At 36.9% G+C, this 13965-nt stretch carries 14 protein-coding genes; 6 read left to right on the forward strand and 8 right to left on the reverse strand.

Annotation, left to right across the window (positions count from 1 at the left end):
* Positions 1 to 25: 25 nt before the first annotated feature.
* Together torT and ABXT49_RS02830 are read right to left on the reverse strand one after the other, a co-directional pair.
* Positions 26 to 1270, reverse strand: coding sequence for a TMAO reductase system periplasmic protein TorT (torT, locus tag ABXT49_RS02825; RefSeq protein WP_416653016.1), 1245 nt, complete (start codon positions 1268 to 1270; stop codon positions 26 to 28).
* Between the two features lie 11 nt (positions 1271 to 1281).
* Positions 1282 to 1974 carry a response regulator gene (locus ABXT49_RS02830; RefSeq protein ID WP_416653019.1) on the reverse strand — a complete coding sequence of 231 codons (693 nt, stop codon included), beginning with the start codon at positions 1972 to 1974 and terminating at the stop codon, positions 1282 to 1284.
* 299 nt (positions 1975 to 2273) lie between these two features.
* On the opposite strand from ABXT49_RS02830, the gene ABXT49_RS02835 reads away from it, so the two are divergent.
* The 6 genes from ABXT49_RS02835 (at position 2274) to ABXT49_RS02860 (ending at position 9583) form a co-directional block, all read left to right on the forward strand.
* Positions 2274 to 3446 carry an ABC transporter substrate-binding protein gene (locus ABXT49_RS02835; protein ID WP_271556572.1) on the forward strand — a complete coding sequence of 391 codons (1173 nt, stop codon included), beginning with the start codon at positions 2274 to 2276 and terminating at the stop codon, positions 3444 to 3446.
* 149 nt (positions 3447 to 3595) lie between these two features.
* Positions 3596 to 4303, forward strand: coding sequence for a bacteriorhodopsin (locus ABXT49_RS02840; protein WP_271556574.1), 708 nt, complete (start codon positions 3596 to 3598; stop codon positions 4301 to 4303).
* A gap of 43 nt (positions 4304 to 4346) precedes the next feature.
* Positions 4347 to 6341 carry a flotillin domain-containing protein gene (locus ABXT49_RS02845; protein WP_271556576.1) on the forward strand — a complete coding sequence of 665 codons (1995 nt, stop codon included), beginning with the start codon at positions 4347 to 4349 and terminating at the stop codon, positions 6339 to 6341.
* Positions 6342 to 6381: 40 nt separating this feature from the next.
* Positions 6382 to 8760, forward strand: a complete 2379-nt coding sequence (locus ABXT49_RS02850; RefSeq protein ID WP_416653020.1) for a N,N-dimethylformamidase beta subunit family domain-containing protein — start codon at positions 6382 to 6384, stop codon at positions 8758 to 8760.
* Positions 8761 to 8786: 26 nt separating this feature from the next.
* Positions 8787 to 9155 carry a hypothetical protein gene (locus tag ABXT49_RS02855; RefSeq protein WP_416653022.1) on the forward strand — a complete coding sequence of 123 codons (369 nt, stop codon included), beginning with the start codon at positions 8787 to 8789 and terminating at the stop codon, positions 9153 to 9155.
* A gap of 20 nt (positions 9156 to 9175) precedes the next feature.
* Positions 9176 to 9583, forward strand: coding sequence for an inner-membrane translocator (locus ABXT49_RS02860; protein WP_271541124.1), 408 nt, complete (start codon positions 9176 to 9178; stop codon positions 9581 to 9583).
* A gap of 157 nt (positions 9584 to 9740) precedes the next feature.
* On the opposite strand, the gene ABXT49_RS02865 is transcribed toward ABXT49_RS02860, so the two are convergent.
* Genes ABXT49_RS02865 through glp form a run of 6 tightly spaced genes read right to left on the reverse strand, consistent with a single transcriptional unit; the run spans position 9741 to position 13939 of the window.
* Positions 9741 to 10427 (reverse strand): heparan-alpha-glucosaminide N-acetyltransferase, encoded by a 687-nt coding sequence (locus ABXT49_RS02865; protein WP_416653025.1) that lies wholly within the window; start codon positions 10425 to 10427, stop codon positions 9741 to 9743.
* A 9-nt stretch (positions 10428 to 10436) separates the two neighbouring features.
* Positions 10437 to 10967 (reverse strand): molybdopterin adenylyltransferase, encoded by a 531-nt coding sequence (mog, locus tag ABXT49_RS02870; RefSeq protein ID WP_416653027.1) that lies wholly within the window; start codon positions 10965 to 10967, stop codon positions 10437 to 10439.
* Between the two features lie 8 nt (positions 10968 to 10975).
* Positions 10976 to 11212: a MoaD/ThiS family protein gene (locus ABXT49_RS02875; RefSeq protein ID WP_416653028.1), complete on the reverse strand. Its 237-nt coding sequence runs from the start codon at positions 11210 to 11212 to the stop codon at positions 10976 to 10978.
* Positions 11209 to 12204: a GTP 3',8-cyclase MoaA gene (moaA, locus tag ABXT49_RS02880; protein WP_416653029.1), complete on the reverse strand. Its 996-nt coding sequence runs from the start codon at positions 12202 to 12204 to the stop codon at positions 11209 to 11211. Before moaA ends, ABXT49_RS02875 begins: the two co-directional genes overlap by 4 nt.
* Entirely contained in the window at positions 12201 to 12680 is a 480-nt protein-coding gene (gene moaC / locus ABXT49_RS02885; RefSeq protein ID WP_416653031.1) for a cyclic pyranopterin monophosphate synthase MoaC, read from the reverse strand. The genes moaA and moaC overlap by 4 nt, the downstream gene beginning before the upstream one ends.
* Positions 12677 to 13939 carry a gephyrin-like molybdotransferase Glp gene (glp, locus tag ABXT49_RS02890; protein WP_416653033.1) on the reverse strand — a complete coding sequence of 421 codons (1263 nt, stop codon included), beginning with the start codon at positions 13937 to 13939 and terminating at the stop codon, positions 12677 to 12679. Before glp ends, moaC begins: the two co-directional genes overlap by 4 nt.
* Positions 13940 to 13965 lie beyond the last annotated feature (26 nt).

The following is a 13965-nucleotide window of genomic DNA, read 5'->3' on the forward strand; positions in this document are numbered from 1 at the left end:
TTTTTTTAATTACTAAGATTATCTTTTAGTTCACTGAAAAAACAGGAGACCACCCCTTAGGGGCTAGTGTTGTTGAGGAGTCAAACTTATTAAAATTTTTAGGTGTTACAATTAATATTGGTTGCTGTATGTGCTCTGTAATTCGACCCGTATTATATTCTGGGCGGCCTCCTGTTGCCATTTCAATTCCCCCTAATAGCCTTACTGCCTGGTCAACGGCAATTCTGGCTTGAGAAATCATTTGATCTGATGGCGCCATTGAAATTAACCCTCGTTTTATAAAAAGATCAATACCAGGGGTATAGTATGTGGACACTAGCTTAATTTTGTTTTGAAGTTTTCTGGCTCTTAGGGCTCCTGCTGCAGCTTCAATTGTTGTTCCAGTCCCTACAATGTATTTAAATTCTGGCTCAGGCCCTGAAGCTAAGTTCTGAAGGGTCTCTTCAACCAATTGTAATTGGATTGATTTCCCTGTATCCCCCCAATTTGTTTCAAGTATTTTAATTTTTGATCCATTTAAAGCTTTTAAACAGCCTACGTTTGAGGCAATAGACCATCCTGCGCCTGGCGGTCCAGGGAACCAAACTATGTTGGTTTCATTCGGATTATCTATTTCTTGATCTAAAACCCATTTGCATGAGGTATAACCCATATCGATAAAACTTTGTAAAGAGTTGGCATCAACAGCTGTATTTATTCCAGTAACAAGAACAACAACAGGAATTCCTTTTTCTCTTATTATTTCTATCTGTTTGGCGTTACCATTGCTTGAGATTGGACCAATAATTAAAGCCTCTCCTCCGTTAGTAATACAATCATCGACTTGATTTAATTGTGCGTCTAGATTTGTATATCCACCGGCTTCAAATAATGTGATTTTTTGACCTAGACGACGACCTTCAGTAATAATCCCATAGGCTACTCCAACCCAATAAGAGTCTTTAAGGTGAGGGAATGAAACACATATGTGATGTTTATTATTAACTTGGTTTGGTTTTAAAGGAGCATAAATTTGAAGGGGAAGCGTTTCTAGAGAGTTTCTTTTATCAGTCCAGCAATCAACGTCACCGTCTGTACAAGAATAATTGAATACGTTTACGCTTTGAGACCAATAAGCACCTTCATTGGCCTGAGTGGGCGAAATATAACTTATTAAGAACAATAAAAAAAATAAAGACGCGCAAGGAAGTCTTGAATATTTTATGAATATATTTTTAAAATACTCTACTAAAAAGAAAATATAGTTGTCATTTTTAAAAATAGAACTCAATAAACCTCCCTCTAGGTAATTAACTCCGAAACTTTTTGGATATTGGAATATTTAGCAACTGCCTCAGTTCTATTTTTAACATTGAGTTTTTTAAATATTGCTGATACGTGCATTTTAATTGTTGGAATAGTAAGACCCAATTCAGTTGCAATAGACTGGTTTGAGTTACCAACCTTTATAAGATTAAAGACTTCTTCTTGTCTCTTTGATAGGATGCTGGACTTTTTAATAATATTTGATACTGGTTGGGAGGCATCATTCTTGATATCAATTCTTGATTGCAAGACATGCGGAGGAATGTAAACACCTCCAGCCAAGATAAGCTTAATAGCGCTAATAGTAATTTCTGGTAGGGAGGTTTTTGGAATGTAACCTGATGCTCCAGAAGAGATGGCCATATGGATGGAATCAAAATCTTCTTTAACTGAAACAATAACTATTGGGACGCCAGGATGCAAATTGATAATATTGAGGATGCTTTTTTTTCCATCCATTCCAGGCATCATAAGATCTAGAAGCAATAAATCAATAGAAGGCTTTTCTGAGAGAATTTTTATTGTTTCATCAAAACTATTAGTTTGAAATATATCTGAATTTGGTACAGCCATTTTTACAACTAATTCTAGCCCACCTCTGACTAATGCATGGTCATCCGCTATAACGATTTGATGACGAATTGAATTATCTTGAACTTGATTTGGCATATTTATTTATTCTCTTAGTAATTGAATTTTAAAGCTTTAATGAGGCATTCTCATTAATTGTACATTATTTTACTGGTTAATAAGAATGCAGGGCTGCATACTTTAATCCCATATACATACTAATGTAATGTAATAAATAAAATATACATACTTTTGTTGACTAATATATACAATATGCTATACTCACATATACTTTAGACTATGTAAATTTGTTTTAAAAGCGTATCTAGCTTATAAATCAAAGTTTTTTTAAAGTACACAAAACAAGTAATGATACTTGTCAAAAAAAGGAGATAAAAATGCAAAAATTTATAAAATTTACTTTAGCATGTTTTTTATCATTAGGATTTTCAACAATGACTCTTGCTGGTCTAGATGAAATTCCAAAAAGTATTACTGATTCAGTGTATAACCCAGATCTAATGGATTCAATGCAGCCATTAGGTGAGAGTGCTTTTAGGGAATGGAAGAGTGACCGCTCTCCACCTTGGACAGTAGGTTATGCAAGTACTTATGCTGGAAATACTTGGCGTAAAGGTGCAATGGACCGGTTATTGAATGAGATCAAGCCAAAATGGCAAGAGCTCGGACTACTTAATGATATTGTTGTTACACAGTCAAATCTAAAAGATGCTTTACAAATCCAGCAGATTAGACAGCTAGTTGATCAGGGCGTAGATGCAATTATTATTTGTTGCTCGAACCCGACAGCTCTTAATCAAGCTATTCAGTATGCATTTGATAGAGGCGTTCCCGTCTTTTCATTTACTGGATATACAACATCACCACTTTCAGTCAGTTCATCAGTTAACTATCATCAGGCAGGATTTGATGTTGGTACATGGATGGCCGAAGAGATTGGTGGAAAGGGTAATGTTCTTGTAGTAGAGGGTATTCCTGGCTATTCTGCTTCTGATTCTCAGAACCGTGGAGTTTTGGATGGTTTATCTCAATATCCTGGAATTAAGGTTACTGGACAGATTGCCCATATGTGGACATCACAAGTTGGTCAAGCAGAAACACAAAAATGGTTAGCAACTCATCCTGGTCAGCTTGACGGTATGGCAGTTCAGTCTTCTGGTGAAACAGGAGTATTAGCTGCGCTTCAGCAATCAGGTCGTGAGATGGTTCCATTATCAATTGGTGGTGAGTTAGGTGCTTTATGTTACTGGCGTAATAATCCAGATTACATAAGTGCGGCAATTCAAACATGGCCTCCAGGTGATGATGTTGAGCTTGGCTGGAACATCATGATGCGCACATTGCAAGGTCAAGGTCCTAAGATTCAATCAATTTTAGTACCACCTCGCAAAATTACTTACTCTGATGTTGAGGCAATGATGGGTACTGATTGTGATAGAGGTTCTACTGGTTGGTACAATCCAGGGATAGATATTTGGGGTGGTAAAGACTATCTTGATAATTTCTTCCTGAGACCTGCGGATCCAGAGGCATACGATCCAAATTCATAAGTAAATAAACTTCATAAAGCCCAGAATTTTTTTTCTGGGCCTTATGGATTTTAAGCTCGACATTTAGTTTTTAGAGTTATTAAAAATATTTTTTAAAATGAATTAAAGATTGAATTAATAAAAATAGAATTTAAAACCAAGGATATTTTATGAACAGCACATTATTACCAACAGACATTGTAGGAGGTACTTTTTGGCTCCTATCTATGGCAATGTTTGGTGCATCTATTTTCTTTCTTCTTGAAAGAACAAAGGTTGCTACTAAGTGGCATACAACTATGACATTACTAGGTGTGGTAATGCTGGTTTCAGCAGTCTTCTACCACTATATTAAAACAATGTGGGTGGACACTGGTTCAGCACCAATTATTCTACGATATTTAGACTGGATACTCACACATACGATGCAAATTGTATTGTTTTATGTCATCTTGTCTGCAGTTACAAAAGTTTCATCAGCTTTGTTTTGGAGATTATTAATTGGATCATTAGTAATGGTGATTGGCGAATTTCTAGGGGCAGCTGGTTATATGAGCGCTACGTTAGGATTTATTATAGGAGTTGTGGGTTGGCTTTATATTCTCGGTGAACTGTATATGGGAGAAGCAGGACGTGCAAATTTAGAGAGTGGTAATGAAGCCACACATATGGCATTTAATGGCCTCAGATTAATTTTAACTATTGGATGGGCAATTTACCCACTTGGTTATTTTATAAACAATCTTGGGGGCGGTATTGATGTGAATAGCTTAAATATTGTTTATAACTTAAGTGATTTTTTAAATAAAGTAATTTTTGGATTCGTAATTTATAAAGCTGCAATGAATGATACTCAGCTAGTAAATGAAAGCAATTAACTATGAAAAATAATACATACAAATTTTATAAGGAGAAATTATTATGACTGGTGCAGATATTATTGCAGCCATTATTCTTACGGCATTAGCAATTGCAATTTTTGTATATTTGCTGCATTGGCTTTATCGCAGATCATCCAAAGAGGTTTCTTTTGTGAGAACTGGACTTAGAGGTGAAAAGGTTATATTAAGTGGGGGAGCATTTGTATTACCAATAATTCACAATATAACTTCTGTTGGAATGCGAACATTGCGTATAGAAGTTAAGCGTGGTGGTGATAAATCATTTATTACTAAAAATAGAATGCGAGTTGAAATAATTGCAGAATTCTATGTACGCGTAACTCCATCAAAGGAGGCAGTATCAATTGCAGCGGGTACTTTAGGTAAGCGAACAATGGAGCCTGAAAGTTTAAGAGAATTAGTCCAAGGTAGATTTGTAGACGCACTAGGTATTGTTGCAGCACAAATGACAATGGAAGAAATACAGGAGAAGAGGGGCGAATATATAAAGGAAGTAAAGGTTATTGTTGCTGAATCTTTAAGTGCGACAGGACTAGAGCTTGAAGCCGTTTCTCTAACTAGTTTAGATCAAGCTGGACTAGAGGTATTTAACCCATCTAACGCGTTTGACGCGGAAGGTCTTACTCAGCTTACAGAGCAAATTGAAGCAGGAAAGAAAAAGCGTAATGATATTGAGCAAGATACAACAATAAGAATTAGAGCAAAAAATCTGGAAGCTGAGCAGAAAGCTCTGGAAATTGATCAACAAAGAGAGTTTTCAAGGTTATCACAGGAGCGTGAAATTGCCAAACAGCGAGATAGAGAGCGTACTGATATGGCTATTGAAACCTCAACACAGCAGCGCTTAGCTGAAGAATCCAGAATCCAGTCTGAAGAGGATATTGAAAAAGCACGTATTCAACAACAAGATACAATTGAAGTTGAGCGTTCATTGAGGGAGCATGAGTTAACACTTCAGATTGAAGAGCGAAAAAGATTAAGAAACGAAATTGAAAGACAAACTGAAACTGATATTAAGCAAAAAAATCTTGAGGCTGAAATTAGAGCATTAGATATTCAAAAAGAAAATGAGTTTGCAAGACTTCAACAGGAAGAAGATATTGCTTCTCAAAGAGCAAAACAGAAAACTGAAGTTCTTAAAGTTGAGTCTGAGCAATATATAGAATCTGAACAGGCCCAAATAAAAGCAAATGAAGAAGTTAAAAAGATGGAAATAGATCAAAAGAGATCTCTTGAAATCTCTCGAATTAATAATGATCAATTGTCTCAAGCTTCTGAAATACAAAAGAGAAAAAATCTTGAGATTGAAGAGAAAGATCGTGAGCTTGAAATTATAGCCAAAACTGTAGAAGTATTAAAGGCAGTAGAAAATAAAGAACATATTAGGGCTCAAGTTGTTGTCGCAGAGGAGCAGGTTCAATCAGCACAGGAGGTTGAAGTTGCAGAGCGACAAAAGAAGCTTCAGATAATTAATGCTGAAAAAGAGGGTGAGAGTGAAGCAATACAAATTACCACCCTTGCTAGAGCTGAAAAAGAAGCAGCACAGGAGCAAGAGCAAACTGATAAATATGCCTCCCTTGCAAGTAAGCTTCGATATGAAGTAGATGCAGCAGGAAATTTGATGCTAAATGAGGCTGAAAATGCTCGAAGTGATGAAAGTCGTCAAAGCGATCTAAGAATGGAGATTGCTAAGAATCTTGACTCAATTATTCGTGAAGCTGTTAAGCCAATGGAAAATATTGATGACATAAAAATTTATGAACTTAATGGAATGCCTGGCTTCAATTCAAATAGTTCCAATGGAGATTTTGTTGGACCAGTAAATGGAGGCGGAAATTTTTCTGAAAATGTAGTAAATTCAGCATTACGTTATCGCGCACAGGCTCCTTTTGTTGACAATCTTCTTGATGAAATTGGAATGTCATCTAAAGAGATAAGCAATATTAAAAACATTCTTGGGGATTATAAGAAGGATGAAAAAAAAGGCGACGATATAGAAGGCGATAAAGCCTAAAAAGTTTAACTTTAAATTAATAAAAAATTAAGGAAATATTATGTTGAGAATTACTGGTTATAGCGACAAATACTCTGTTTGTCCTGGAGATAACATACAATTTTATATTAACTCTGAAGATAGTGAAGTTTACGAAACACAAATAGTCCGATTAATACATGGTGATACTAACCCTGACGGTCCTGGATACAAAGAAGAAGAAATTCAGGCTGAGTGTAATAAAAATTATCCAGGAAAAAATCAAAAAATACATGGCGGCTCTTATGTGATCGTCCCTCAAGATGAGCGTCTTAATTTAGAAAGCTTTACACTTCAGTGTTATATATTTCCAACAACACCTGTTGTTGGTCTTGGTACTCCACAAAAAGGACGCCAGGGCGTTTTAACTAAATGGGTTGAAGAAACTAAAAGTGGCTATGGGTTGTTCATAGATGAGCATAATTGTTTGTCTGTCGAAATAGGCGATGGCAGTGGCCAGATTATGAAGCTTTCAAGTGATAAAAAACTTTTAAGGAAGGTTTGGTATCTTGCAGCAGTTAGTTATGATGCGCGCACAGGTAAAGTTACGTTATTTCAAGAACCTGTTGTAACATCAACTAATGGCGGATTAGGCCAAGGCTTATTAAATCCAGCAGAAGAAACTACTGCTGTGGTGGAGTCTATTAATAGTATAAAGCCAGGTATCAATGATGCCCCTTTTCTAATGGCAGCAAGTACAAAATATCAGAGATCAGGAAGACATATTTCTGGAGGACATTTTAAAGAGGTGTTAGAGCCTATCGAATTGCCAGAGCAAATTCATACATATAACGGAAAAATAGATCGCCCAAGACTCTCAAGGAGAGCTTTAACTAGGTCTGAAATAGAATCTTTGGCACGTGGTTATCAGGGTTGTAAGGCAGAATTACGTAACGATGTTGTTGGAGCTTGGGATTTTCATGCGAATATAACTACAAACATCGCCTCAACTTGCATAATTGATACGTCGCCTTCTATGTTAAATGGTGTCATTATTAATATGCCTGTTAGGGCTATGACAGGTTTTAACTGGACTGGAGATGAAATTGTTTATCATCATAAGCCTGAAGAGTATGGTGCAATTCATTTTCATGACGATGATATAGATGACGCACGTTGGGAAGTTGATTTTGAACTTAAAATTCCTGATGGATTAAAAAGTGGTATTTATGCTGCTCGCCTAAGGATTGGTGGTGAAGACTCTCCAGAAACAGAAGATTATATTCCTTTTGTTGTTCGTCCTCCAAAAGGAAAAACTACTTCAAAATTGGCTTTTATTTTGCCTACAAATTCATATTTAGCATATTCAAATGATAATCTTTGTACCAACTGTGTTGTGGCTGAGTTATTAGCTGGAAAGGTTCCTGTAATGACTGCAGCTGATCTATATTTAAATGAGCATAGAGAATATGGACTTTCTACTTATTCACTTCATTCAGATGGAAGTGGCGTTTGCTACTCATCAAGACTTAGACCAATTTTAAATATGCGCCCTAAATATCGTCATTGGCTCTCTCCATCTTTATGGCAGCTTAATGGTGATCTTCATCTTGTTGACTGGCTTGAAGAAAAAAACTTTGATTTTGATATTCATACTGATGAAGACTTGCATCGAGAAGGAGTTGGGTTATTAAATAAATATCAAACTGTACTTACTGGAAGTCATCCAGAATATACTTCAGAAAAGATGTTTTCTGCTTATGAAAAATATCAACAAGATGGTGGTCGATGGATTTATTTAGGTGCAAATGGTTTCTACTGGTGTAGTGAGTATCACCCTGATAATACTAACATTATTGAAGTTCGTAAAGGAGAGGCTGGAACTAGAGCCTGGACAGCAAATCCTGGGGAATATAATAATGCTTTTGATGGAAAATATGGAGGCATGTGGCGCGCTCGAGGAAGAATTCCAAGTAAGCTTTGTGGACTAACTTTTACGGCTTACGGTTTTGATGTTTCATCTTACTATGTTAGAGATAAGGATAGTGAAAGACCAGAGACAGCTTGGATAATGGAAGGGGTAGGGAATGGTGAAAAAATCGGTGATTTTGGGCTTGTTGGCGGCGGGGCTGCAGGAGTAGAGTTGGATCGGTATGACATTGAATTCGGAACTCCACATGATTCATATTTATTAGCGCATTCAGTTGGCCATACCAATTTAATGTTGCAAGTTAATGAAGAGATTCACTTTTCTGTTCGAGGATATCACGGAAGTGGTACTGAGAATCCTATGGTTCGAGCTGATATGGTATTTTATAAAACACCAAATGATGGTGGAGTTTTTGCTCCAGGATCTTTGTCGTGGTGTGGAAGTCTTTCGCATAATAATTACAATAATAATGTTTCTCGTATTACAGAAAATGCAATTAGAGGGTTTTTAAAAGATGGACCTTTGCCTTAATAATATAGATAAGGAGTTATATTAAAATGATTACTAATAAACACCCTAATATGATGGATCCACCTGTTGGTAAGTCAGTTGTTGGAACAAGCACTGAGCCTCTTAATGAATTAGAGAAAAGAGTAATTAGCCCTCTAGATGAGGATAAAGTTAGTGATTTGTCAGAATATTTATTTACACTTAATAATAGACACATTGGGCCAATTGCAGGTGCTTATGTTGCAGTTTGCATTGTTGAAGGAAAAGAGTGGTGTGTTGGCCAGTTGAATGCAGATCGAGCAAAGCCATTAATACTTTTTGAAGATAAGATCTTTAACACCCCTGAAGGCGCCCAAATTGAGGCAGGACGATTAAAAGAGGAGCGAGGAGAGTCAGTACCTTGTCGCAACCATTAATTACAAAATAGGAATATATTATGACAAATAAAGAAAAAGGTGTAATTGCAAACGAATCTTATGCCGAGACAGATGATTATATTACGAGGACTTATGTGATGCCTCTTTTGTTTGATGATGAATCACGCAGAAAATTGATTTCAGAGCATAGAAATAGTCCTGTTGGAACTGCTCCATCAAATGGAAGGGCGGCTATTGAGCATAGTCATGATCTTAGAAAAGTTCTTGATAAATTACGAAGAGCACCAATGGCTGGCAAATATGTTACTGTCTGTATTCGTATGTTTGAAAAATATAAGATAGGAATTGTTTCAGGAATTCGTGGTGTTCCAGTTGATATACAAGAAGAAATATATTCTTCAGAAGAGGCCTGTGAGCATGCAATTTTTTTAAAAAGAATTGCTAATTTAATGAATCACTACGGTTAGGTTTTGGTTTCTTGTAATCGTCTCTCTTTTTAATATACTATTTTTAATTACAGTAATGATCTTACTGAATAGTCGCTTTCTCCTGCAGAAATATTAACTACGATTACAAGAATCACCAATTCAAAGCTTAAATCAAGTTAGAGTATTACAAAGCCAATTAATTCAATAGGTTGTATGCCAAGCTCACAATGCTAAACAGTACTATCTGGTGAGTTAGATAGATAATTAGAGCATGTTTTCCTATTACTTCAAGCCAATTTAATCGAAATATAAATATCTTCTGATAATAAGGATTGTGTCCTAGATAAATTCCAATAAAGACAAAAGATAGCCATGGGAATAGAGGGTAATAATCAATACTACCAAGCGGTAAGTAAGGTTCAAGGAAGTATGAAATAAAACTAAGGTTAGGTTGATCAAAAATCGCACCAATCAGAATTAGTGCAGCAATTAGCAAGGAGGTCTTAGGAAGATTTACAAAAGAAATTGCTATGATAGTAGAAAACCAAATTAAATGAAGGATTCCAAAATAGACCCATCCATCAGGAAACATTACGTAAGTTCCGGCTGAAACAAAAAGAGCAGCAATACCTAAATATAATAAGCGCTTAAGGAATTTTTTAAAGTTAATGCCTTTGCCATGAGCAATAACCAAGCTAATTCCAACAGCGCTCAAGAAAAGAAAAACAATTAAGCAGCGCCATGCTATTCCAGCCCAATGAGTAAATAATGGAATATCAGAAAAGCCAAAAGAATTGAGATCATAGATAAAGTGAAAGGCAATCATCATAATGATTGCAATGCCACGCATTAAGTCAAGTGCTGAATCTCTTGTATTGATCATCAAATAAATTTACTCAAACACTTGAGAGACATAATTTTTATCGATTGTTATGACCGACTCATCAAGGAGCTCAAGACATTTCGGTACAGCTAAAAAAACTGCTCCAAGACATACAGAAATTGCGACTGGCTTGCCAGGAAGATTGATAATTAAGCTATTACCTCGAGTGCCTGCGATTTGCCGTGAAAGAATTGCTGTAGGAACGGTCCTAAGTGAAACAATCCTCATTTGCTCTGCAAATCCATCAAAGATTCTTTCACAAACTTCTTTTGTAGCCTCGGGCGTTACGTCTCGAGTAGTTGGACCAGTTCCACCGGTTGTAAGAATTAAATTACAACCAAGACTGTCACTCATCTCTTTAAGAGTTTTCTCAATTAAAGGCTGCTCATCTTCAATTATTTTTGAAACTACCTCATATGGGCTAGTTACTGCTTTTGATATCCATTCCTGCATGGCAGGGCCACTAATATCTTCATAGATTCCACGTGCAGCTCTATCGGAAATAGTAAGGAATCCAATTTTAATTTTAGAATCGGTCATATAATCTTCTAACCTCCAGTAACGGGCGGGAAAAAAGCCACCTCATCATCTTCTTTAACAATAGTATCTGACGCCGCCATTTCTTGATTAACAGCGCACAAAATGTTATTTGGAAAGTGTTCACTACCGTGTTTTTCAATAAGTTTTTGTTTGATAAAAGATATTGAAACTGGGGCGTCAAAGTTCATCAAGTCATGACTTGTCTTTAAGTTTTCTTTTAGAGAAGCAAAGTAGATAATTTTCATCCACCAATCTCCACCATTTGACTGCTACTAATATTATCAATTACGGAGTCAAAGAAATGTTTTTCTGGTTTTTTTGTTATGGCGTCAACGATTAATTGCTTAATTTCTGTATCAGTCATTCCTGATCTTAGGGCATCACGAAGTGAAACTGAGTCTTTCTGACCAAGGCATAAAATTAGCTCACCTTTAGCTGTTAATCTGACGCGGTTGCAGCTACTACAAAAATTATTTGAAACAGCTGATATTGTAGCTACACTGGTGTTGGTGCCTTTAATGTGAAGAGCTTTCGCTGGTCCATCAGTTTGCTGGGCTTTCTTGGATTCAAGTTTACTTCCAAACCTTTTAAAGACTCTTTCAAGAATATCTTTTTCACTGTAGTGTCTATCAACTGCTTCTATGCCAGCAAGCCCAATAGGCATAGTCTCAATAAAACGAATATCAATTCCTCGACCAATAGCAAAATCTATCATGGACTCGATTTCATCATCATTAACACCTTTCATGACGACCATATTAAGTTTGATAGGGCTCATTCCTGCAGATATTGCCGCATCGATTCCTTTTATAACTGTTGCCAAGTCACCATCCCTTGTAATTTCTTTAAAGCGCTCTGGGATAAGAGAGTCAATTGAAATATTGGCTCTATTAACGCCATTGGCTTTTAACTTGGATGCTAGTGGGGGTAGAAGATGCGCGTTAGTTGAGAGCGGAATATCGTTAAGCCCAGGGATATCTCCAAGCATTTTAGTTAGCTCAAGAATGTCTTTTCGAAGCAGGGGCTCTCCGCCAGTAAGACGGACCTTTGTAACTCCTAGCTCTGAAAATAAACGAACAATTTTTGCAGTCTCCTCAAAAGAGAGGACCTGAGATCTTTTAGTGTGGGTTTGGTGATCCTCATCTCTACAATAATGGCATCTATAATTACAGTGGTCTGTAACTGAGACCCTTAGATAAGTGATTTCTCGATTGTATGGATCAATTAGCTTATTCATTTTGGTAATATCCAGTGCCCAGACTTGCCGCCTTTCTTTTCTAAAAGCTGGACATTATCAATGAGCATGAAGCGATCGACCGCCTTGCACATATCATAAACGGTCAGAGCGGCAATACTGGCAGCAGTTAGCGCTTCCATTTCAACACCAGTCTTGCCAGTTAGTTTTGCTGTAGCAATAATATCAATGCAGTTATTTTGAGTGTTAGGAGTAAGCTCTACGCTCACTTTAGATAGCATTAGTGGATGACAAAGCGGGATTAGATCTGAGCATTTTTTTGCAGCTTGAATCCCGGCAACCCTAGCAACAGCAAGGACATCACCCTTTTTATGGGAGCCAGAGACAATTAAGTCAAGCGTTTCAGCTTTCATTACTACTCGCGCAGAAGCCTTAGCTTCGCGTGCAGTCTCATTTTTATCGGAAACATCTACCATTTGTGCTTCACCATTTGCGTTTATATGGGTTAATTTACTCATCTTGTTAATTCACTCATTGAGAAGTAGTTGAGTATAGTCCCAGTTTCAAAGGTTGTATTTTCAGGTATCTCAACAATTCCATCAGCCCAAACAACCGAGCTCATAACATCTGAACCTTGTTTTGGGAAGAGACTCGCTAAAGGAGTCTCCGTTGAATGGTCAATACGAACGCGCGCATATTCACGCCTAGGCTTAGCACGTTTGCAGTCAAAGTTTGTTTTCACCTTTAAAATTTTAGATTCATAGTTACTATTTCCTTGCATTTTTTTTATAAATGGCAATGAAAAAATACAAAAAGTTACGAAGCTTGATACTGGGTTTCCTGGCAGCCCAATAAATGGAGTCTGCTTAACTTTACCATAAGCCAAGGGTTTTCCAGGTTTCATTCGAATTTTCCAAAGATTTAACTCTCCAAGTTTTTCAACAGCAGGCTTAACGTGATCTTCTTCGCCAACTGAGACCCCACCAGTTGTCATAATTAAATCACACTGACTCTCAAGAGCTTCAAGTGCTTCACAGGTTGCGTCCAACTTGTCTTCTATATTTCCAAGGTTTATTACATCACATCCAACCTGCTTGAGAAGCGCTACAAGAGCGTAACGATTAGAGTTGTAAATTTTTCCAGGTGTCAAAAGGTTTCCAGGCTCAACCAATTCATCACCTGTGAAAAAAACACCTACTTTAATTTTTTTAAAAACGACCAGTTCACCAACACCAACTGAGGCGGCTAAAGAAATATCTTGAGGCTTAATTTGCCTTCCTGAGCTAAGAATAACGTTATCTTTAAGGATGTCGTTCCCGGTGGGTCGAATATTTTCATTTAAATTAATAGCTCTTTTAACCGTTATCTGAGATTTATCCTCAGAGAGAGTGCATTCTTCCTGCATTACAACCGTATTAGCCCCATTTGGAATTGGAGCGCCAGTAAATATTCTAGCAGCGTTGCCTATCTTTAAGTCATTTCCAGTTGAGCCTGCAGCAATTCTATCGACAACATCAAAGCTCAAGTTTTCTTTTGCTATTTGGTTCTCATTAAGTGCAATAGTGTAGCCATCCATTGCGCTATTATCAAAACCGGGAACGTTTATTGTTGAATGTATATCGCTTGCTAAAATTCTACCGAGTGAGTCATCCAAAGAAACCGCTTCTGTCATTGCTGTAACACATGCAGAGTCGATTAGAAAGGACAAAGCATCATCTGCACTCATCAGTGAATCACTAAACATTGCTGAGCTTGAGTTAGTGCTTTGACTATTCATTAGGTTCTATGGATTTAATATTCATA

Source organism: Candidatus Pseudothioglobus sp. Uisw_086 (genome assembly GCF_048085745.1).
Classification (GTDB): domain Bacteria; phylum Pseudomonadota; class Gammaproteobacteria; order PS1; family Pseudothioglobaceae; genus Pseudothioglobus.